The organism is Halobacteriovorax sp. RZ-2 (genome assembly GCF_043196685.1).
GTDB lineage: Bacteria > Bdellovibrionota > Bacteriovoracia > Bacteriovoracales > Bacteriovoracaceae > Halobacteriovorax_A.
In genome coordinates this window covers 1,020,746-1,041,962 of record NZ_JBEBMR010000001.1, presented here as the reverse complement: position 1 = coordinate 1,041,962, position 21,217 = coordinate 1,020,746, and the positions used below count along the sequence as shown (strand labels likewise).

The window sequence follows — 21,217 nt, the reverse complement described above, 5'->3', positions numbered from 1 at the left end:
AATGAATACTTTCGAGTACGCAAGGCTATTGCTAGAATCTCCATTTCTTGAAGATAAGCTGACAACATCTGATGTTGTTACGGATCTAAATTACCATAAAACACAAGATGGAATAAAAGATCTTCGTCCAGCGAGAGAGGGGAAAATCATATTCTCTTGCGAACAACTAAAATTTCCAAAAAGAGGTAGTTTTCATTTAGATGAAAAGAAGGCCATGGCCCTTCACTTCTTTGCAAATCATGAGCTTTTGGCAATCGAAATGATGGCCACTGCTTTGATGTATATTCCAATAGAAGATAAGTCGCAATACAAGAGGATCGCCTCAGGATTGCTACAAACTATTGATGATGAGATTAAACATTTTAATCTTTATCGCAAAAGAATGAATGACTTTGGGATTGATTTTGGAGATCTACCTGTTAACGATTTCTTTTGGCGACAGATGCAAAAAATCACAAGCTTTGAAGAGTACTTTGCTGTGATGGCCTTAACTTTTGAAGCGGCCAACTTAGATTTTGCAAAATTCTATCGTGATATTTTTCAAGGTGTTGATGACAAAAAGTCAGCAGCAATTTTAAATGTTGTTTACGAAGATGAGATTTCTCATGTTGGCTTTGGTGTGCACTGGTTAAATAAGTGGCGTAATCAAAGCAATTTATGGGAATTCTATGTGCAGTCTCTACCAGATTTACTTTCTCCTGCACGTGCAAAGGGAATGATCTTTGATCGTGAGGGGCGAGTAAGAACAGGTATGGATGACGACTTTATTTCTCGTATTGAGAATTTTAAAGATGAATTTATCGTCACAAATCGCAAGGAGTGGAAGTGAAGTATCGTGTTAATCTCGACTTTGATGCTGCACTTGCTGCTAATAATCCAAAAATTAAAATTGATAAGTACTTAACAGAGCTGGAGTATATCTTCTTCTTAGTTAATGACTCTAGTGAAAATACTCTTTGTACAAAATTAAGTTATTCACAAGAGTACTTGGATAGCTTAGGTCATTTTGGTTTTATAACAGGGACAGTAACAACAGACTTGAGTAATTATTTTAATTGGTGGGGTGATCTTAGAGACTTTAACAATGCCCAGCTTTTAAACTCCAAGTGTTGGCTGGCCAGTTGGTATAAGCCTTTAGAAGATCTAATTATCAATAAAGGTGATAGTGTTGAAATTCATGGTAGGCGTTTCTACCGTCCTGATCAAAGCTTTTCCGGAATTGGTAATAAGATTATTAAGAATCATGCGGATTTAGAGCGTGTGAACTTACCTGGTGTTCTGTCTAAATATGTTAAGGTTATAAAAACATTTGGGGTTACTTACGATTTAAAAACTGATGACTTCTTTGTTGTAGAAAATTTAACTGGTCCAAATGGACAGTTTAAGGGTGGATGTCTGATCGATTTAGATGAGCTTGGATTGGAATTCGACCTCAACTCTACTATCAATTTAATCAAAGAGAACTTACCAAATAAATCAATACAAAAAATTCAATTCGATAATATGATTTATGAAGATGAGAGTGGAGAGTTAAAACTTTGCCCACTTGTTGAGTTAAATTATCGTCGCACCATGGGTGAAGTTATTTTCAATGTAACAAAAACTCTAGGTGAGGGAACACTTCACTTTGGTGATAAACAGTATCTTAATAAAGATTCTGTCATTCTATCACCACCTTTCGTAAAAAATATTTGCTACTATAACCGAGTTAAGTAGTTGGACAAGAATGCTAAATAGATAATATTCCTTCGAGGATTCTCAATTATACAGTAAAATGGAAGAGTTCTTTGGTTTAGATTAGGAGTATTTGTGGCCAAGAAAGGTTTTTTTGACAAGATGAAAGGGAAGCTAAAGAAGTCTGAAGAAGATGAAGAGCTACTCGAAGAATTTGAAGAAGATGAATTTGAATCTGATGAGGATGATTCTGATTCTGATTTTGATGATGCAACATCAACAGATGTTAAAATTCCTAGTGCCCAAGAATTAGAAGATACTGAACTTGAAGATGACTTCGATGCAGCTGATGTTATTCCTCCACAATCTCAAGAGGAAGTCTTGGATGAAGATGATGAAGAGGAAGACGAAGAGTATGACGAGGAAGACGATGATGATGAAGACGAAGAAGATGAATCTTTCGTTGAAAAGTACTTCCCATCTCTAGCAAAGCTTTTTAAGAAAAAATCATCTGATAATGAAGATGAGGACGATGAGGATCTTGAAAGTGAAGAGGATGATGAAGATGATGAAGACGAGGATGATGACGAAGATAAGTCCTTCCTTGAAAAACAGCTTCCATTCCTTGCTAAGCTTTTAAAGAAAAAAGCGTCTAAAGAAAAAGACGATGAAGATGAAGAAGACGAAGATAGTGACGAATATGATGATGAAGACGATGACGAAGATGAGGATGATGATAAAAAGGCCAAAGATAAAAGTAAGCTAATTAAAATCGTTCTTATCGTTGCAGTTGTTCTTTTAGCGATCGATCAATTTGTTTTAACTGATGAAAGTGATAATGAGGTACCGGAAGTCCCACCTGTCAAAAGACAGAAAAAACCTCGTAAGAAGAAACCAAAGAAGGTCACTGAAACAAAAGAGTCACCAAAGGCCGTGGAACAAGCTGAACCTCAAGTCGAGCAACCAGCACAACAACAAGTTGAAGTTCAGCCTGAGCCGACTAAAGAAGTTCAACCTGAGCCTGCTCCTGAAGTTCAACCAGTACAAGAACCTGAAGTTCAAGTGCAAGAACCAGCAGTGGTTCCTAGTGAACCTCAGGTAGAAGAAAAACAACCTGAACCTAGTTTGAATCTTGGTGAAAAGAATACTGAGCCTGCTCCTGAGCCAGTCATTATCCCATCAACTCCAGTTGATTCTAATATCAGTTTTGGAGAACAAGATGATAAAGACGAAGAAAAGGCCGATACCCTCGATAATCAATTAGATAAAATTGTTGATAAATTAGAGGAAGAGAAAGAAGAAGTTGTTAAGAAATTAGATTATGTAGCTCCTCCAAAGTATACGGAGTTTGGCCAAGGTTTAGTTTATAACTGTAAAGGAAAGCACTGGGCATGTGTTGATCGCGAAGCCTATATTAAATGTGAAGGTAATATGAACTGGGCCAAGCAAGAAGGAAAGCCTAATGAGTGCGCAACTTCTAAGATTTTAGCATCAGAATACGACTGTCGAACTCTACAGATGTACTATATTAATACTGTTGCTGAAACGCCAAATTGTAATTAAGCGGCGTCTTTCTTAAATAGGCCGTCGATGATTGTAAGAGTGAAAGTCTTTTCTTGTTTCACTTCTTCTTTTTTCATCGCTCTTACAAATGCCTTTGCTAACTCTGGGTCAAATTGTGATCCAGAGAACTCTTCTAGCTCAGCATAAGCAACTTCATAATCAAGTCCCTTACGATAAACTCGAGTTGATGTCATAGCATCGAAAGTATCGGCAATTAGAATAATTCGAGAAAATAATGGAATATCTTCACCCTTAAGTCCGTCTGGGTATCCACGCCCATCCCATCTTTCATGGTGATATTTTGCAAATGTTGCAACTTTTTCAAAGTGAGTAAATCCTTGAAGGATTTCAAATGATTTTTCTGGATGACTTTTCATTTGAAGAAATTCATCTTCTGTAAGTCTTGAAGGCTTATTTAATACCTCGTCTGGTACACCAATTTTACCAATATCATGGAATAGGGCCGAAAGTTCTAGATCATATAATTCATCTTCGTTCAGTCCGATTTCTTTCCCAAGAGTTAAACTAAAATAGGCAACACGTGTACTGTGTCCGTAAGTATAATGGTCTTTACAATCTAGCGCATGAAGAATTGTTCTTGCGGCCATTTCGCAAATCTTTTTCTGCTCAAGCTTTAATGCTTTATTTTCAGCTTCTAATCTCTGTGTAGGATCATCAGTTGCACCCTTAGCGTTAACTACGGTTTTTCCAGAGATTGTTTTGGAGTGAGTCTTCTTTGCTGACGTGCTTTTGCGCGTACTAGCTTTCTTGCGTCTCTCTCCCAAATTTACGATTTTACTCTTCTTCATTTATAAGACCTAGTGTTACAGTCGGGTTATACCCATATTCTAATAATTCTTCGGGTCATTCTTAAGGAATCTTTAATTTAATCGGCTCATTTATATGATATTGGTCGCTTAATATGCTAAAATGGATTTTCAAGATGCCAAAAATTCGTGTCATCGCTATTTAATTTTAAATACTTAGGAAGAGTTATGCGTATTAGAATCGTCGAGACGAATCTCGATAAAATTGCCGTAGGTAAGCTCAATAATCTACTAGAATTGTTAGAGCTTTCAGATCTTAATAAAGAAATTTCAGAAGAAAATAACGAGTCAGCAGCAAGTCAAGTTGCCTTTACCAAATCACAAGTCGATGTATCAAACGACGAGTATTTCATTATTGTATTCAATGATGGAGATCAGATCGACAAATCTATTTTAGAAAATGAAATGTGCCTAGGAGTATTTTTTGCTGATAAAACAGTAGAAGAGAACCTGCTCAACATGAAGAATGCTGTTGAAGGGCTAAAGGCCATGGAATTACAAAAGAAACTTCTTTATAAAATGAATAGTGTTATGGAAGGACTTGTTGGGCAAGTAGAAAGCATCAAAGAGATGCATAAGAATATGGCACCGTTTAGAAGTGAAAAGATCCGTGGTGTTGGAATCACTTCTCGTTTTTGTGCTGGAACATCTAATGGCGGTGAATTCTTTGACTTCTTTAAGGTTGGTGGAGATGTGTGGATTATCTCTCTTCACGCTTCCTCATATATGTTAATTGGAAATTTCTTAACAATGATTGAAGGATGGAAGGCAGAAGGCACTCTTTCTATGGATAAGATTCTCAATCATCTAGAAAGTCGCCAAGAAGATTTTTCTGAATTTGGAGAAGCTTCTATTCTTGTTGCGAAATTAACTCTGGCCGATCTCACACTTGAGAGTGTTAATATTGGCGGCCATGAAATTCTCTCTCATAATGATATTCTTATTAAGTCTAATGAATTTAGCTTCCCTAACTCATATGAAATTAAAAAAGAAAGTATACAATTAGAAAAAGGAAAAGGAGTTCTTTTACTATCTCCTGGATATTTTAAAAATAATGACCATATCGTAAATGGTGAAGAATATATTTCTTTTATTAAGAAAAATTGGTCGTCTCCGGTCGAGCTAATTAGTGAATTAACATTTCAGAGTAAAAAGGGATATAATGAAGATGATTTCTTACCAAATGATCAAACCATCTTAATGGTAGAGGTAGATAAAAATGCAATTTCTAAAATCTAGTATCATTATTCTTGTCACAACTGGGGCCATGGCCTTTACTGGAACAGAGTGTTTTCAATCGACATTTGATGTTTCTGTAAAACATAAATCGGCGCCATTTGGTCTTTTGAATAAGACAATTACTATTAGCAAGAAAGAGTGTGAAATAGAGATAGCTCATAACCAGTATAAGTACATGAATCGTAATTGGCTTATTGATATTTGTCGTGATCCAATCCACGTGAAATCGACTTCTAATTCTGTTGATGTTTATCGCAAACAAGGTGAGTGTCACGCGACTTCAAATGAGTTTTGTGATGAGTATAAAACGATTAAAAAGATTATTGAGGATGATGGCCTAATCTTCGCTTCAGGTGCAAAGAATAGTCTTAATGATGATCATGGCCGTGTATTTTGTGCAAAGCTTTTAGTTGAAGAGTATTTAAATGCTAATACAGTCTTTGGCCGTAACGGTAATTATGATTACCTAATGATAAAAAAGCCAATTGCAAGAATTCCAGAAGATCTCAAAAGAAAGAGAGCTGAATTTAAGGCGGCCAAAGAAAAAGCTGAAACAAAAGAAGAGAGTACTCAGGTAGATTCAACAACTGAATCTTCTGGTGATTTTCAAATTGATGAGAATGCTGGACCTGGTAGTTTCTAGATCGATTTAAAGGCCGACTCAAGGTCGTCGATTAAATCATCGACATCTTCAATACCGACAGATAATCGAATAAGGTTATCTGTCAGACCAATACTTTCACGAACATTTTTTGGAACAGAAGCATGAGTCATAATGGCCGGATGCTCGATTAAGCTTTCAACTCCACCAAGACTCTCAGCAAGCGAGAAGATCTCTACTTTTTGTAAAAACTTTTTAGACTTCTTAATATCACCTTTCAAGAAGAAAGTGATCATTCCACCAAAGCCTGACATTTGTTTTTTTGCAAGTTTGTGTTGTGGGTGAGACTTAAGGCCAGGATATGAGACTTTTTCGACTTTTGGATGGGACTCTAGGTACTTTGCCACTTTCATAGCATTCTTTGCATGAGCTTCCATTCGTATCGCGAGAGTTTTTATTCCTCTTAGAACAAGCCAAGAATCAAATGGTGATTGTGTTGGGCCAAGAGACTTTTGTAATGTCCATAACTTCTCATAGAATTTTTTGTTATTTAACATACAAGCACCTCCAACAACATCAGAGTGGCCATTGATATACTTTGTCATTGAGTGCATGACAATATCGGCACCTAAATTAAGTGGGTTTTGGAAGTATGGACTCATAAATGTGTTATCAACAACAGTCATGGCCTTATGCTTTTTTGCTAGCTTTGATATCTTTTCAATATCTGAAATTTTTAAGAGTGGGTTAGTTGGAGTTTCAACCCATACAAGTTTAGGCTTATGCTCTTTTAAGGCCGCTTCAACTTTCTTAATATCTGTCGTATCGACAAAAATGTAATTATGAATTTTATTAAAGACTGTTGTAAAAAGTCGGTACGTACCACCATAGACATCATCACCACATAGGATGGTTGAACCTACTGATAGTGCGTGCATAATAAGCATTTCAATTGAGACACCACTTGAGGTTGCTAGTGCATACTTTGCATTTTCAAGAGCTGCAAGTGATTCTTCGAGTCTGCTGCGAGTAGGGTTGTGGCAACGAGAGTATTCATAGCCTTGATGAATTCCCGGACTTGTTTGAGCATAGGTGGTCGTCTGATAAATTGGAGGCATAACTGCCCCTGTTTCTTTATCTGGATGACCACCAGCATGTACGCACACTGATGACTTACCTGCAGACTTCAGTGTGCGCTTCTTCATTAGTTTGAGCCTTTTTCAGACATGTATTGAAGAACATCAATTTCAGAAAGTAGATCTGAAACTTTTCCACCTTTCGTGATCACTGCAACTTCCTTCTTAAGAAGAGCATCAGCTACAGTCTCAAGTAGTTCATTACAATCAACAACACGGTATTTATTTGTGATCGCTAGTGAAATATTATCATCTTTTTGGAACTCGCCCATGATAACAGGTTTAATAAGACTTCTTTCAGTACATAGACCAAGTACATCACCGTCCTTGTTTAGAACAGGAACTTGAGAGATGTTTTTCTCTTCCATTAGCGTAATGGCCTCACCAATTGTTGTCGTGTCTTGTACTGTAATAATATTTCCGTCCTTACCTAGAGTATTTAATACTTCAGAGATTTGAACATTAAATGATGAATCAAGGTAACCACCATCACTCATCCAATCATCATTATAGATTTTTGAAGCGTAACGGTTTCCTGAATCGTGAAGAAGAATTAGGATCTTCTTTGGTTCAGTTTGTTTAGCTGCGTACTTTAAAGCACCTTCAATTACGGCACCAGCAGAACCACCAGCATAAATACCTTCTTCTTTAAGAAGTTTTCTTGTCATAAGAAATGATTCTTTATCATTAACAACTTCAAAGTCGTCAATTAGATCAAAGTCGTAGTTTTCAGGAATAAAGTCTTCACCAACACCCTCTAGAACATATGAGTGAGCTTGACCCATCTCTCCTGTTTTGTGGTAACCGGCGATGATTGAACCAACACAGTCAACACCAACGACTTCTACCTTATCCATTTTTTCTTTGAAGTAACGGCCACATCCACTGATTGTTCCACCTGTACCAACTGCTGCCATGAAAACATCAAAGTCACCTTGCGTTTGCTCATACATTTCTGGAGCAGTCCAAGTGTAGTGAGTATTTCTGTTATGTAGGTTATCGTATTGATTTACATAAAATGAATTTGGAATTGTTTCCGAAAGTTTTTTAGAAACAGAGTAGTAAGAGCGTGGATCTTCAGGTTCAACATTTGTTGGACAGACAACAACCTTTGCACCGAATGCTCTTAGGTTATCAATTTTCTCTTTTGATTGCTTGTCAGCTAGTACGAAAATACATTTGTAACCGTGAACTGCTGCCCACATTGCAAGACCAACACCTGTGTTTCCAGATGTTCCTTCAATAATTGTTCCACCTGGTTTAAGAACGCCTTCTTCAACGGCACGATCAAGCATATAAGCACCGATACGATCTTTCGTTGATCCACCAGGATTCATATATTCTAATTTTACGTAGAACTCACAATTTGTATCTTTTCCGATACTATTTAATTTTACGATTGGCGTATTACCAATTGCTTCAACAACGTTTGCCTTAGCACCTTTCATCATACTTCTTTCTCCGTTTGCTTCCAATTTTTCTGTAGGGCCCTTAATTGCTCTATAGGATCAAAAGTCACAAGATCTGGAAACGTTAGAGTTTCGATATTAGACTTTTTCGAAATGGAAGTTTTTATTTCTTCTTGTTTAATTATTGTTTTCTTAAACTCTTTCATCTTCGCCGTTTTTGGCTGCCATGATGAGAGGTTGTTATACCATGATTTATTGATAATGAGGTAACGTTCGGTGTCCATTTGGGCCTGAATTGAGTCAAAGATTTGCTTTGTTTCAACTTCCTTCATATGTTCGGCCGAGGTTACTAAGTACCACCTAGAGTGAGCTGGATCATTTAATGTCTTTTCTACACTTAAACCATCGATAAATTTCTCACGATTTCCATAGAGGATTGAAATGGCCTCAAGGAAGTCGTTAATAAAGCCCTGTCCTGTGACGCTTTCTAAGTAGCTTAGAAACTTTTCAATTCCTGTTGAAATAATGCGATTGAAAAAACGTCCTGGCTTATTCTGATTTGTTATATAGTTAAAAGCTTCTGCAAAAGTCTTATTGAAAAAGCGATTGATCTTCTTTGATGAATTTAGGAAGTCTAAAAAGTTTTTTCCTGGTGCTGTGTCTACAACAATTGCATCATAGATATTGCGATTAATTTGTGTCTGAATTTCAAGAACTGCAAGAATCTCATTGAGACCACCTCTTGAACTGGTTAGATTTTCTAAAATTTTATTATCAACTTTAGAACCAAGAATCTTTTCAAAAGATGACTTACAATCTAATAGAAGAACATCAAAAGAAATCTCTTCACTTTTAAATTCAACGATTTCAGATTGGTCTTTTAAATTTAAAAGCTGTCTTAGGCGCTTGGCCGGATCAATTGTGATTAGTAGAACTTTCTTATTATCAGCGGCTAATGAGAAGGCGCGGGATGCTGAGATCGTTGTTTTTCCAACGCCTCCTGTTCCACAAAAAATTTCTATTTTTTTAAAGTCCTTCACTAGCAAGCCTATTTGGATTTAAAGATATCCATTTTTTCTATAATTAAATCACTCAACGCCTCCACTTGTTGCTCTTGATTTTGAGCAATAATTAGCGGGAAGTGGAGATCATATTTTACCTGAAACTTCTTCTGTAATTGTTTTTGATTCTCAATCTTTACCTTAATAAAGTCTGGAGTATCATCTTCAGGGAACTTATTCAAAGTTAAGTCACAGTTGAGAACTTCAATTGTCGATAAATTGTATTCGTCAGTGAGTTCAGCTCTTAACTCAACTCCCTCTTCAACAGCAAGCTCTGTTGGAATACTAACCACGACACATTGAGTGTGTTCTTTATTCGTTAAGAAGTTATGCATCTTATCGATATCGTTTGCTATTGGCCCAATCTTAAAAATATCTTTAAAGACCTTAGGTGAGTGAATTGTTGAAAGTAGGTGACCAGATGCTGGTGCATCTACTATCACAATATTCTCTTCGTCTTTTGCAAGATCAATAATGTGCCCTAGAAAAATGAGTTGGCCAAAGCTTGGCACCATATCAAAGAGGGCCTTAAAGAAAGAAGTTGAAACAATCCACTTTGCAATTGTTTTAGAATTGAGCTTTCGAGCAATATATTCTTGGACTGAGCTTAGGTGAGTTAGTTCAACGGTATTGATATCAAGAGACTTGATAAGTTCTTTATCCTCATTTTGTTCAAACGAGAAATAATAGACATTCTTATTATGATTAAGTTCAGAAATCGACTTAGTAAGCGCCAGGGAAGTGAGGCTTTTTCCAACGCCTCCTTTTCCCGTGACGATATATAAGTCTTTAAACTTCATTAGAATTTGTAGAAGACCGTAAGTAGAACTTTAAAGTAGTATCCCTCAACATCTGAGCGATTCTCTTGATCTACATCAAACGGATCGTTGAATGTGGCCATAGCACCAACAGAGATTTTTCTATTTAAATCAAAGTCTGCACCTGCGCCAAGTTGATAACCAAATACTGTCTTCGCATCTGACTTATACGTTTCAGTCTTAATCTGAGGTCTAAAAAATCCAAGACCTGCTGCAAGGAATGGTTGGAAAGCATCGTAATGAAATAGCTTTCCTTTCGCTCCAAAAAGAAGTCCTGCAGTTTTTGAATAAGTGCCTTCATATTCATGTTTTGAATAATGTAGATTGGCGTAAAAATCAAATGAGTAAGAAGCCTTATAATTGTAGAATAATTCGGCCGTAATCTTATCTTCACCGTTGTCTTTTAGATCACTCATTAGAAGTGTTTGACCAATTCCGATCCCAACTGAGTGAATGTGAAGCTCTTGACCACTAAGTAGGGCCGCCGCTGCTGCAGCATCTGAATTCTTCTTCGCTGATTTTGAAGAAGTCAGTTGTTTAACTGTTTGTGCTTGTGTTTGTGTTTGAACACCAAAAATAAAAAGGCCTGCTAGAATAACTGCAGGCCTTAATATAGATTTTGAAATTTTAGAAATCATTTCACCCTCTAAACTAAATATATATGCAGTAATAACTGCCTTATATTAGTTTAAAGTAGTCGTAGTTTCAACAGAAGAGTTTAGGTTTGCTGCACTGTTGAAAGCGTTGAAAGTTTGAGCTGGAGCTTCTTCAACTACTGGAGCTTCAATACCTTCTAGACCTCTAATATATCCAGTGAATGTACCTTCTTCACCACGGATAACTCTCTTAAGAAGTTCTACGTCACCTGGCTTAGTTGACTTTTTCTCTTGATCAAAAAGAAGTTGAATTTGAGTCATGTAAGTGATGTCGTTTTTAGTCTTGTTATCAATAACTTGAATCTCGTGACCTTCTCTGATGATTTGAGCGATCTCTTCAAGTGTTACATAGCAACTTTGGTGTGTGTCATAAAGTTTTCTGTTTTGGTACCTTTTAATAATTCTTACATCATTCATTCTACTACCCCTATTGGTTTACGAATATATCTCAAGTTTAATTTTAGAATTCTCTTGAGCTAAAACGAGTTAATAATTAACACGACGCTTTCTAATAGTTAAGCTTTTTGTATAAATTTCACCGTTAAGACATATTAAGTAAAATTAAATACTTACAAGTTCAACTTATTACAAAAGACAGGTTGGTGTTCATAGATTTTATTGATTTCCCGCTGTGTCTATTGCTGAGCGTTTTGAAATTTGCATCAGAGAAGTAACAGTCTATGACAGTAACTGTCAAGGGATAGGCTTCTTAATTTTATCTAAATTCAAAGAGAATCCATTTATTTGCCATGATTTCAACTATTTATCATGCATTAGGTCGAGCTAATGCAAGTTGTTGATTCTTGAGTACTTACTTATGTTGCCCCTACGAAATTAAGGATTAATTTTCTTTAAGAAATATCTATTTAGGACGATGAGTGATTGAGGCAGTAAGGCCAAGGATATTAAATGTTTAAAATTTTCATTAAAAATTCACTCTGCACCGTAGCTTTAGTAACACTTGTTGGTTGTGCGACGACTAGCAGTGTTAAAGATGATTCTGATTCTAAGATAAATGAAGAATCTCAGCTTTCAAGTACGATTACTGATATTGAGAAGGCAAGGCGGGCCCAAGAGTTCGTTGATCAGTCTCTTTCGGAAATTGTAGAGGAAGCAAAGACAAAGGGTGAGGCAACAGTGAACTTTATTGCAAGTGACCTGTTTCTAAAAGCCGCAGATGCTTCATTAAGTGGTGACTCTGTTTCAGCTTCTCTAATTTTAAAGCACGTTGTTGAGTTAAAACCTAAAGATATTTACCTTAGAAAAAAGTATGCTGTTGAGCTAATCAAGTCGAGCCAACTAGAAGATGGAAAGAAGGAACTTGAGTACCTTATTAAACATGCAGATAAAGAAATTAAGGTGAAGGCCAAATTGCTACTTGCAGGGGTGTATGGGGCCCTAGGTAGTTCAAAGAAATCAATTAAGCTATACCGTCAACTAGTCTATAAAACTAAGCCAATTCTTAGTGAAGCTTGTATTTACTTATCGAAGGCATATGTTGATGCAAAGAAGTTTAAAAAAGCAGTTGGAACATTAAGTTACTGCTCTAAAAAAGATCGTGATAATCGAAGTGATTATGCCTTTCATAAAGGTAAGATTTATTTTGAAAAGTCTGATTACAAGAATGCAAAGAAGTACTTTAATAACTCTTTAAAACTAGATCCAACAAATCAGCAGAGTACGATCCTTCTAGGTATGATCTATGAGCAAGAAGGAAACTTCAACTCTGCGAAACTTCTTTATCATAAGTTCTTAAAGTATGAACCAAGTAATTATACAGCTCTTGGAAAGTACGTGAATTTATTATTCTCGGATGGAGAGTATGAGAAGGTTGTTCCATACTTAGAGAAGCTTTTGGCCCTTGATCCTGAGAACTTAAATTTGAAAGTGAGACTTGGGGTTATTTATACTGAGACAGAAAGAATTGAAGATGCAAAAGGTATCTTTAAAGAGATCCTTTCTGTAATACCAGATTCTGATAAGGTTCTGTACTACCTAGCAAGTCTATATCAGAAGTCTAATGAGGGTGACTTAGCTGTAACTTATTTCTCACGTATTAAAGAAGACAGCTCTCTCTTTCATGAGTCTAATATTCAGATTGCCAATATTTTAAATACCTATGCTCAAAAAGATCGTTCTCAAGAAAAGCGTTTTGTTGAATTCGTGAAAGAGCGTTCAAAAGCATCGAAAGAGTTACGCTTTGAACTAGAAGTTATTCTTGCGGGCTACTATGAAAATAGAAAAGACCTTGGAAGAGCGATTGCTTTAATGGAATCTCAAATTGAGCACGATAGCTATACTGATGGCCACGCATACTACCTTGCGTCTTTATATGAAAAAGATAAGGCCTTCACAAAAGCAGAAAAGATCATGCTCGATATCTTAAAGCGTGATCCTAATAATTCTCATGCACTAAACTTTCTAGGCTATACATACTTAGAGCAAGGTGTTCATATGGATAAGGCCTATGCTTATATTAAAAGAGCTGTTCAGCTTAATCCACAAGATGGGTATATCCGAGACTCTTTAGGTTGGTACTATTATAAAACTGGTGAGTATCAAAAAGCATACCGCGAAATTAAGAAGGCATTCGCTCTTGTTAGTGATGATGTGGTCATTGCAAAGCACTTAGGGCTCATATATACTTCATTAAAGAAGCCGGAAAAGGCTCGTCAATACTATGTCGAGGCACTTAAAAATTGTACGAAAGTAAACGAACGCGAAGAAATTCTAAATTATATCGAAAAGCTGGACTCTGTGCGCTTGCCGGCATCTCGTTAATATCCTGTACAACAAATCCAATTAAAGAAGACATAAATGCTAAGGGCTCAACTGATAAAGTTGTGGCCCATAAGCTTCTTAGTAGTGGACTATGTAAAGAGTTTAAGGGCCGAGGCCGCTTAAAGTTTGGCAAAAGTCAGGACCGATTTACATACAATGCCATTTTAAATAAAAAGACTTTTAGCTTGGCCATTGATGTACCCTTTAAAGGACAAGAAACACTTATTCTTCCACTCGACGCAACGAGACCAGTTGAAGGAACTCTTTATAAGAAAATTTCAACTGAGTTAGTGAAGGCAGGGCGTTATACTTCATTAAAAATTTTGGATGATTTTTTACTTAAAAATCGTCTCTTCTTCAGTGACTTGAAAAATGTCGACAGCAATTATTGTGACAGTGGGTGTCTTGAAGGGAAGCTTACACATTACAGCAATGGCAATGTAGACTTCGAGAGAAAGATGCTTGGAAAGTATGAGTATCACGCAAGCTTCAGCCAGCTCGAGGCCAACGAATATAAATTCATTAGACTCGAAGGCATTAGGCACACAAAGAATCCACAGAAAGAGCAGAGAATTTTGGCCTTAGATTTAATCGTCGATAGCTGTGAATCTATCTAGCAGCGCAACACCGATTCCTAATAAATTCTAGTAAATTTATCTTATCTCTTGTATAAATTACTCTAGTATTATTCTATGCAATAATTTTTTGAACAAAGGATGGTTTATGAAATCAAGGAATCTTGTTTCATTTTTAATCATGGGACTTTTAACTTTAACTGTTTCATGTACAAAAAAAGTAGATCTTAGTGAGAAAGTTCTACACCTGGCCGTTACTTCAGAAGTGAAGGGAATGGATCCAATTTACTCAAACGACAAGTACTCTTCAAATGAAGTTGGTCGTGTTTATGAAGGTCTACTAGAGTATCATTACCTAAAAAGACCATACACGCTTGTGCCAAACCTTGCAGAATCTCTTCCAGAAGTTTCTGAAGATGGACTAACTTATACTTTCAAAATTAAACAAGGTGTTCTATTTCACGATGATGCTGCTTTTAAAGATGGTAAAGGTCGTGAGCTAGTTGCACAAGATTTCGTATACTCAATTAAAAGACTTGCTGATCCAAAGCTTCAGGGGCTTGGTTGGTGGCTACTTCAAGACAAAATTGTAGGTCTTGATGAGTGGCGTGAGAAAAACTCTAAAAAAGACACTGTTGATTACACAGAAGTTGTTGAGGGACTAAAGACTCTTGATAAGTATACTCTTCAGTTCAAACTAAAGAAGCAATTCCCACAATTCCTATACTCTCTTGCAATGCCATTTACATTTGTTGTTGCTAAGGAAGTTGTAGATCACTACGGGAAAGAATTCCTTAACCACCCAGTTGGTACAGGGCCATTTATGCTTAAGGAGTTCCGTCAGTCTGCAAAGAAATTTACTTACGAGGTAAACCCTAACTTTAGAAAGAAACTTTTCCCAACTGAAGCAAGTGATGAATTTAAGCACATGCTTAAGTACGCAGGTAAACAAGTTCCTTTCGTAAAAAAAATCGAAGTTAATATTATCAAAGAAGATCAACCAAGATGGCTAAACTTCCTAAAGGGTAGAGTCGATTATATTGGTATCCCAAAAGATAACTTTGAATCAGCTGTTACTCCAGGTAAGGGACTTGGTGATGAGTTCGCTAAGAAAGGAATTGAGCTTTCAGTTTCACCATCTCTAGATGTTACTTACACAGCATTCAATCATGATCTAAAACTATTTCACAATGTTGACCTAAGAAGAGCTCTTGCTCTAGCTTACAATGTTAAAGAATTTAATAAGCTATTCTATAATGATACAGCTCTTCCGGCACAATCAGTTGTTCCTCCAGGGATCGCTGGTAATATGCCAGATTACGTAAGTCCATACAGAAGCCGTGACCTTGAAAAAGCTAAAGCACTTCTTGCAAAAGCTGGTTACCCTGAAGGTAAAGGTCTTCCAGAAATTACTTATGACTGTCCAAGTTCTTCAACTTCAAGACAAATTGGTGAACTATTCAAGAAACAAATGGCCGAAATTGGTGTAAATATCAAAGTTGTTCAAAACTCATGGCCAGAGCTACAAAAGAAAATCACAGCTCGCCAGGTAATGCTTTACGGAATCGCATGGGGTGCAGATTACCCAGATGCTGAAAACTTCCTACAGCTTCTTTACGGACCAAATCGTTCACCAGGTGCTAACGGATCAGGTTACAACAATCCTAAGTTCAATGAACTTTTCGCAAAAGCTTCAATCATGCAAGATTCTCCAGAGAGAACTGCAATTTATGAGCAGCTTAATAAGATGGCAGCTGAAGAAGTTCCATGGCTATACGGTGTTCACCGTCAGTCATACCTAATCAAGCATAGCTGGTTAAGGAACTACATCACAACTGACTTTGAAGCTGGTCAAGCTCAATACCTAGATATTGATCTTGAAGCTAAAAAGAATATGCAATCAAAATTATAATTGATTTATAGCGCTGGAGTTTTCTCCGGCGCTTATTTAATGAAGCAATCGAAATGGTTGCTTTTTTAAATAAGCGAAACGCTTTAATTAAGTAAGAGCTAAGGAGCTGTTTTTGTGAATACTTGGTCATATATTTTAAGAAGATTACTTTATACGATCCCTATTATTCTTGGGGTATGTTTAATTATTTTCGCAATCTTTAACCTTTCTGGGTATGATCCTGCCCAACTTCTATTAGGTAAGCACGCAAGCGCGAAGCAAATTGCAGAGGTAAGACACGAGCTAGGTTTAGATCGTCCTCTTGTTGAACAATATATTGGTATCGTAAAGTCTGCGTTTACATTCGACTTTGGTCGTTCATGGGCAACTAAGCAAAGTATTATTGAAATGATTAAAGAAGGTGCTGTACCATCACTAACTTTAACTCTTCCAGCTTTCTTAATCTCGACTATTCTATCAATCTTACTAGCAATCGTTGTTTCGTTCTTTAGAGGTAAAGCAATCGACCGCACGTTAGTTATTGTAAGTGTTTCTTTAATGAGTATCCCATCTCTTGCATATATTCTTTTCTTCCAAAAGTTTTTTGCATATGAGCTAGGATGGTTTGAAATTTCAGGTTACGAACATGGATTCCCTTACTTTATTCCTTACGTAATTCTTCCAGTTATTATTATGGTCGTATTAAACTTAGGTCCTGACCTTCGTTACTTTAGAACAGTTATTCTAGATGATATTTACCAAGACTATGTTCGTACAGCTCGTGCAAAAGGTCTTAGTGAAAGAGTCGTTCTATTAAAGCACGTTTTAAAAAATTCATTAATTCCAATTATTACATATGTAGTTATTCAAATCCCTTTCCTTATTTTAGGTGCTCTACTTCTTGAGAGTTTCTTCTCAATTCCAGGGCTAGGTGGATTAACTGTAAAAGCTGTATTTGATAATGACTTTCCAGTTATTAAGGCAATGACGATTCTTTCGGCAATGGCCTATATCATCTTCACAGTAATTACGGATATTCTATATACAATCGTTGATCCAAGAGTAAGGTTAAAGTAGGAGTTGTCATGTCAGCAAATTTATCAAGCGAATCAAAATCACTATGGGGACATGCTTGGACTGAGCTTAAAAAAGATAAAGCCGCAGTCTTCAGTATGGTTGTTATTGGATTATATGTATTACTAGCTGCACTTACATTCTTTGGTGTAATTGCAGGTGAATGGTCAAAAGAAATTGGTGCATCTTATATGCCACCAAGTGCCGATGCTTTATTTGGAACAGACATTTTCGGACGCTCTGTTGTTTATAAAACTCTAAAAGGTGCAGAGATGGCAATTGGGATTGGTTTCTCAACAGCAATGATCTCAACTGTAATTGGTGTGACTCTAGGTCTTATGGCCGGATACTTTGGTGGAAAAGTCGATGAAATCATTGTTTGGTTTTACACGTCACTTGCATCGATTCCATATATCATGCTTCTTTTTGCCGTAACAATGGTACTAGGAAAAGGAACGTCGTCATTATTCTTAGCTCTTGGGGTAACTTCTTGGGTAGGTCTATGTCGTCTTGTGCGTGGTGAAGTTCTTCGTCACAAGGAAAGAGAGTATGTCCAAGCAGCGGCAGCTCTTGGTGCAGGTAATATGAGAAGAATGTTTAAGCATATTCTTCCAAATATCTTCCACATTGTTATCATTCAATTCTCTCTAAGATTTCAACAGGCGATTAAGTCTGAGGTTATCCTTTCTTATTTAGGACTTGGTGTTCAAGGACAGCCATCTTGGGGAACAATGATTGATGATTCAAAACTTGAACTTGCTCGTGGTGTTTGGTGGCAACTTTCTGCGGCAACACTAGCGATGTTTGTGCTTGTTCTAGCACTAAACCTTCTTGGAGATGCTCTTCGTGACTCTCTAGATCCAAAGCTTAAAGGTAAAGCGTAGGAAAACGCTCTACTATTAAAAAATAGCTTAATTTATTTACTCAACATTCCGATAAATATTGTTAAGAGGGCCTAGAAATAGGCCCTAATTTTATTAACTTACGGGATTATGAGAGAGATAAACTTAAGCCTCCATCAAATACAAAACAATCCTCTACTTAAGGGAGAGTTGTATTGGTCACGTCCAAGTGGCAGACGCCTTCTTATAGGCCGTGCTGGAGAGTTTGCAAATCTCGAGTTAGTAGAAAAACTTTCTCAACAAAACGATCAATTCTTTCAAAAAATAATCATCGATGAAGAGCGCGTCTCTAAGGTCGTTGACCACTTTATGGATCTTCAAAAAGCCCAGTTAGAAGAGGTTAAGCTACGTTATCGTAATCTTATTTTAGTGGACTTCTATCGCGCCTTAAATGAAGGTGAAAAGTCTTCAACACTAGACTTCGTTTTTATTTGTCATGAAACTTTCTATGAGTTCAACAATGATAAGATAAACCTTGAAGAAGAATTTATTAAAACAAGTGCTATCACTTTTAAGAAGGCACAAGTTATCGCTTCTTCTGTTGTTTACTTGTCACTAGTATCTGGTTATCTCGACTTTAACTTTTTAAAGGAAGTTTTTAATACAGTCCTAATGACTTACTTCTCATATGTTTGCCGCAATGGAACAAGCGTAACAGATAGGCTAGCAAGCCTGGAGGAGTCTTATGGGAATATTAAGTATCTAAAGAGTTTAAGTAAGGACTTTTTTGAGCTCGACTATAACTTGGACGACGATATTAGTAACCTATGGCATAAGATTCATGACCAGGTGTTCGCCTTAGAGTTAGAATTTGACTCTAATGATATTGAAGTCATCTTTAAATCCATTTTAGAAAATGTAAAAGACTATCGCTACTTCAATGAAATTTTCTCTCAAGAAGATATTGGGAGGAGTGCTTAGATGACTAATAGAATTGAAGTTTACACATTTATTGCACAAGAGCTTTTTGATAAGCTAGGTGAATTAATGTGTGAAGACTTAAGTTTTATTCAAGTCGAAAATATTACAGAGCTAGCGGATAAGAAAAATATTATTGTTGATGACGTCAGCTATAAGAATACTAACCCAATGGGGAAAGTTGTCTATATTAGCGAAGAAGTCAAAATCGGTGAAGTCAGCCTTACTCCTGATGCTATGTATACAGAGAATTCATTTATTTTAAATGAACTTGAAAATTACTTCGGTGTTTTACAAACACCTAAAAACCGTACATTTCCTCAATTTACAAAGGTTAAGCAGTACAAAATTCTTTCTCGCTTTAGTGTCGGTTACTATTGTGATCTTGCAAATCTTAAGGCCCATGAGAATGGATTTGATATTGAAAAGCTTTCGACAAGCTTACAAGGAGTTTTAAATGGCATTGTTTTAAAAAGACAATGTGCTCCTGTTGAAATGGAGATGCTTTTTAGTGATGAAGAGCTGCTCATTAATATGAATGTCTCATCGATCTTTGTAGACGATGAGTTAATTAATGAAATTTATCGTTTTGTTTCGAATGATTTTTCGTACCTTTGCCTAAGAATAAATCGTAAGCAAGGAAAGATGGATTTAAGATTCTCTCTTCAGAAGAAAAAATCGTATATTGCGCGTTTTGATTATGAAGTGGGAGCTTCTAGGATCATCTCTAATAGTGAAACTGTAGCAAATGCCAGTGAAAAAATTGTTGATCACACCAACTACCATGACCCAATCGTAAAGAAGGTAACTCTTAAAGAGTTAAAGCGAATTATTGATTTTCTATCAAAAAGAGAAGTAACAAATGATGAATTTCTCGATCACCTAGAAGCCTATCCTGATAAGCAAATTCTAAAAGTTCTTGCTGATGATGATATTGATTTTATAAAAAAATCTGCACTTAATAAAGAAAGAACAGAGAGCTTAAAAGAAGCGATTAGATTAACAGTAGTTAATAGCTTTGAGGAACAAAGTAGGGAAGAGTTTAACGAAAACTTCTTTAATAAGGTGGATAGACAAACTTTAAAAGATCTTGTTAAAGCCGAAAATTGGCCAATTGATAACGATGCTCTAAAAGAAGAAATAAAATCTAAAATTCTAAATGAAAAAGGGCCTGAAACCTATAATGAATACATTAATTCAGTTCAGGGCTATGTCGAAGAAAATTATAACGTTCCAAAAGAAGACTTTGAAACAGTTAAAGAAGATGTTGAGGGAAGTCTTGCTGAAGAAGTGTTGGAGAAAAGTGGCAAGTCTGTAGAGCAATTTATAAGAGAGTCAGAATACTTTGCCATGAAAGAGAAAGTTGCTCGTATGAGCCACTTATTTGAGCAAATGCAGGCAAAGTTAGAGCAGGCCAAGCAATCACCTAATAATGCCGCTCCTGTAAGCGAGGGGGATAGTGAGTCTCCTTTAGGGTCTATGGGAGAGCAGCGAGCAATGCAAGACCTTGAGGATAAGGTTAAGCAACTTTCAAAAGAGCTTGAAATCAAAAATGACTCCATCGAAGTGATGAGCCAAAAGGTTGATGCCGCCAATTTATCTGCGGCAGAAGATAAGCAAGAGCTTTCGCTTGCCCAACAAAAGCTAAAGGAAGAGATTTTAAAGGTTGAAGACCTAGAAAAAGAATTATCAAAGTTTAATGGAGGTGCATCTGGTGGTGCTGGTTCAGGTGAAGATCTGGAGACAAAACTTAAGGATGCTAACATTGAAATCAAGATGTACAAGCAAAGGCTTAAATTTGCTCAGTCTCAAATACAAACACTAGAGAAGGCAAAGAAGGCAGCTGCTAGTGGCGGAGTAAATAATAAGAAAATTGCCCATCTTGAGAAGCTAATGGATAAACAAAATAAGATTAAATCGAAGATGGAGACAGAAATTTCTTCTCTAAAAAAAGATAATCATAAAATAAATCAGGAAAATAAAATCCTTTCAAATAAAATTAAAGACTTAGAGAGAAAGCTTAATAATAAAAATAAATCAGCAGCTTAATTTTTTTCTTGCCATTTTGAATGAAGTCCCTTATAAATATTCT

19 protein-coding genes are annotated in these 21,217 nt (G+C 36.4%); 12 read left to right on the top strand and 7 right to left on the bottom strand.

All coding sequences use genetic code 11. The annotated features are described in order from the left end of the window. Window position 1: 1 nt before the first annotated feature. From ABMA78_RS04915 to ABMA78_RS04905, 3 genes are all read left to right on the top strand, one after another. Window positions 2-829 (top strand): DUF455 family protein, encoded by an 828-nt coding sequence (locus ABMA78_RS04915; protein ID WP_392857603.1) that lies wholly within the window; start codon window positions 2-4, stop codon window positions 827-829. Beyond that, window positions 826-1,716, top strand: coding sequence for a hypothetical protein (locus ABMA78_RS04910; RefSeq protein ID WP_392857602.1), 891 nt, complete (start codon window positions 826-828; stop codon window positions 1,714-1,716). Before ABMA78_RS04915 ends, ABMA78_RS04910 begins: the two co-directional genes overlap by 4 nt. A gap of 93 nt (window positions 1,717-1,809) precedes the next feature. Then, window positions 1,810-3,237, top strand: coding sequence for a hypothetical protein (locus ABMA78_RS04905; RefSeq protein WP_392857601.1), 1,428 nt, complete (start codon window positions 1,810-1,812; stop codon window positions 3,235-3,237). Here ABMA78_RS04905 and ABMA78_RS04900 read toward each other — a convergent pair. Then, a complete protein-coding gene (locus tag ABMA78_RS04900; RefSeq protein ID WP_392857599.1) occupies window positions 3,234-4,046 on the bottom strand; it encodes an HD-GYP domain-containing protein in 813 nt (270 codons plus the stop codon). The two genes, ABMA78_RS04905 and ABMA78_RS04900, sit on opposite strands and share 4 nt — an antisense overlap. Before the next feature lie 186 nt (window positions 4,047-4,232). Between ABMA78_RS04900 and ABMA78_RS04895 the strand changes: the two genes are divergently transcribed. Together ABMA78_RS04895 and ABMA78_RS04890 are read left to right on the top strand one after the other, a co-directional pair. Then, a complete protein-coding gene (locus ABMA78_RS04895) occupies window positions 4,233-5,303 on the top strand; it encodes a hypothetical protein (protein ID WP_392857596.1) in 1,071 nt (356 codons plus the stop codon). Continuing rightward, window positions 5,284-5,946, top strand: coding sequence for a hypothetical protein (locus ABMA78_RS04890; RefSeq protein WP_392857595.1), 663 nt, complete (start codon window positions 5,284-5,286; stop codon window positions 5,944-5,946). The genes ABMA78_RS04895 and ABMA78_RS04890 overlap by 20 nt, the downstream gene beginning before the upstream one ends. Here ABMA78_RS04890 and ABMA78_RS04885 read toward each other — a convergent pair. From ABMA78_RS04885 to ABMA78_RS04860, 6 genes are read right to left on the bottom strand one after another with little or no spacing between them, the layout of a single operon-like run. Beyond that, on the bottom strand, window positions 5,943-7,109 hold the full coding sequence (locus tag ABMA78_RS04885; RefSeq protein WP_392857592.1) for a trans-sulfuration enzyme family protein: 1,167 nt from the start codon (window positions 7,107-7,109) through the stop codon (window positions 5,943-5,945). The two genes, ABMA78_RS04890 and ABMA78_RS04885, sit on opposite strands and share 4 nt — an antisense overlap. Then, a complete protein-coding gene (locus ABMA78_RS04880) occupies window positions 7,109-8,491 on the bottom strand; it encodes a pyridoxal-phosphate dependent enzyme (protein WP_021265745.1) in 1,383 nt (460 codons plus the stop codon). The genes ABMA78_RS04885 and ABMA78_RS04880 overlap by 1 nt, the downstream gene beginning before the upstream one ends. Continuing rightward, the gene (locus ABMA78_RS04875) at window positions 8,488-9,489 is read right to left on the bottom strand and encodes an ArsA family ATPase (RefSeq protein WP_392857589.1); all 1,002 of its coding nucleotides are present in this window, start codon (window positions 9,487-9,489) and stop codon (window positions 8,488-8,490) included. Before ABMA78_RS04875 ends, ABMA78_RS04880 begins: the two co-directional genes overlap by 4 nt. 8 nt (window positions 9,490-9,497) lie before the next feature. Beyond that, window positions 9,498-10,310, bottom strand: a complete 813-nt coding sequence (locus ABMA78_RS04870) for an ArsA-related P-loop ATPase (protein WP_392857587.1) — start codon at window positions 10,308-10,310, stop codon at window positions 9,498-9,500. Continuing rightward, window positions 10,310-10,966 carry an outer membrane protein gene (locus tag ABMA78_RS04865; RefSeq protein WP_392857586.1) on the bottom strand — a complete coding sequence of 219 codons (657 nt, stop codon included), beginning with the start codon at window positions 10,964-10,966 and terminating at the stop codon, window positions 10,310-10,312. The genes ABMA78_RS04870 and ABMA78_RS04865 overlap by 1 nt, the downstream gene beginning before the upstream one ends. Before the next feature lie 45 nt (window positions 10,967-11,011). Then, complete coding sequence (locus ABMA78_RS04860; protein WP_021265786.1) at window positions 11,012-11,401, bottom strand: polyhydroxyalkanoate synthesis regulator DNA-binding domain-containing protein; 390 nt, start codon at window positions 11,399-11,401, stop codon at window positions 11,012-11,014. 492 nt (window positions 11,402-11,893) lie between these two features. On the opposite strand from ABMA78_RS04860, the gene ABMA78_RS04855 reads away from it, so the two are divergent. The 7 genes from ABMA78_RS04855 (at window position 11,894) to ABMA78_RS04825 (ending at window position 21,174) form a co-directional block, all read left to right on the top strand. After that, window positions 11,894-13,765, top strand: a complete 1,872-nt coding sequence (locus tag ABMA78_RS04855) for a tetratricopeptide repeat protein (RefSeq protein ID WP_392857583.1) — start codon at window positions 11,894-11,896, stop codon at window positions 13,763-13,765. Next, a complete protein-coding gene (locus tag ABMA78_RS04850; protein WP_392858022.1) occupies window positions 13,684-14,382 on the top strand; it encodes a hypothetical protein in 699 nt (232 codons plus the stop codon). Before ABMA78_RS04855 ends, ABMA78_RS04850 begins: the two co-directional genes overlap by 82 nt. A gap of 106 nt (window positions 14,383-14,488) precedes the next feature. Beyond that, a complete protein-coding gene (locus ABMA78_RS04845) occupies window positions 14,489-16,252 on the top strand; it encodes an ABC transporter substrate-binding protein (RefSeq protein WP_392857581.1) in 1,764 nt (587 codons plus the stop codon). 114 nt (window positions 16,253-16,366) lie between these two features. Further along, entirely contained in the window at window positions 16,367-17,308 is a 942-nt protein-coding gene (locus ABMA78_RS04840) for an ABC transporter permease (RefSeq protein WP_392857578.1), read from the top strand. An 8-nt stretch (window positions 17,309-17,316) separates the two neighbouring features. Next, window positions 17,317-18,189, top strand: coding sequence for an ABC transporter permease (locus ABMA78_RS04835; protein WP_392857575.1), 873 nt, complete (start codon window positions 17,317-17,319; stop codon window positions 18,187-18,189). Between the two features lie 108 nt (window positions 18,190-18,297). After that, window positions 18,298-19,128, top strand: coding sequence for a hypothetical protein (locus tag ABMA78_RS04830; protein ID WP_392857573.1), 831 nt, complete (start codon window positions 18,298-18,300; stop codon window positions 19,126-19,128). After that, window positions 19,129-21,174 (top strand): hypothetical protein, encoded by a 2,046-nt coding sequence (locus tag ABMA78_RS04825; RefSeq protein ID WP_392857570.1) that lies wholly within the window; start codon window positions 19,129-19,131, stop codon window positions 21,172-21,174. Window positions 21,175-21,217: the final 43 nt, after the last annotated feature.

What these genes read in the sequence shown, in the direction of transcription:
- ABMA78_RS04885 (WP_392857592.1), bottom strand. Translation starts at nt 7,109, where the DNA reads ATGAAGAAGCGCACACTGAAGTCTGCAGGTAAGTCATCAGTGTGCGTA.
- ABMA78_RS04870 (WP_392857587.1), bottom strand. Translation starts at nt 10,310, where the DNA reads ATGAAGTTTAAAGACTTATATATCGTCACGGGAAAAGGAGGCGTTGGA.
- ABMA78_RS04915 (WP_392857603.1), top strand. Translation starts at nt 2, where the DNA reads ATGAATACTTTCGAGTACGCAAGGCTATTGCTAGAATCTCCATTTCTT.
- ABMA78_RS04825 (WP_392857570.1), top strand. Translation starts at nt 19,129, where the DNA reads ATGACTAATAGAATTGAAGTTTACACATTTATTGCACAAGAGCTTTTT.
- ABMA78_RS04835 (WP_392857575.1), top strand. Translation starts at nt 17,317, where the DNA reads ATGTCAGCAAATTTATCAAGCGAATCAAAATCACTATGGGGACATGCT.
- ABMA78_RS04890 (WP_392857595.1), top strand. Translation starts at nt 5,284, where the DNA reads ATGCAATTTCTAAAATCTAGTATCATTATTCTTGTCACAACTGGGGCC.
- ABMA78_RS04830 (WP_392857573.1), top strand. Translation starts at nt 18,298, where the DNA reads ATGAGAGAGATAAACTTAAGCCTCCATCAAATACAAAACAATCCTCTA.
- ABMA78_RS04865 (WP_392857586.1), bottom strand. Translation starts at nt 10,966, where the DNA reads ATGATTTCTAAAATTTCAAAATCTATATTAAGGCCTGCAGTTATTCTA.
- ABMA78_RS04855 (WP_392857583.1), top strand. Translation starts at nt 11,894, where the DNA reads ATGTTTAAAATTTTCATTAAAAATTCACTCTGCACCGTAGCTTTAGTA.
- ABMA78_RS04860 (WP_021265786.1), bottom strand. Translation starts at nt 11,401, where the DNA reads ATGAATGATGTAAGAATTATTAAAAGGTACCAAAACAGAAAACTTTAT.
- ABMA78_RS04900 (WP_392857599.1), bottom strand. Translation starts at nt 4,046, where the DNA reads ATGAAGAAGAGTAAAATCGTAAATTTGGGAGAGAGACGCAAGAAAGCT.
- ABMA78_RS04895 (WP_392857596.1), top strand. Translation starts at nt 4,233, where the DNA reads ATGCGTATTAGAATCGTCGAGACGAATCTCGATAAAATTGCCGTAGGT.
- ABMA78_RS04845 (WP_392857581.1), top strand. Translation starts at nt 14,489, where the DNA reads ATGAAATCAAGGAATCTTGTTTCATTTTTAATCATGGGACTTTTAACT.
- ABMA78_RS04880 (WP_021265745.1), bottom strand. Translation starts at nt 8,491, where the DNA reads ATGATGAAAGGTGCTAAGGCAAACGTTGTTGAAGCAATTGGTAATACG.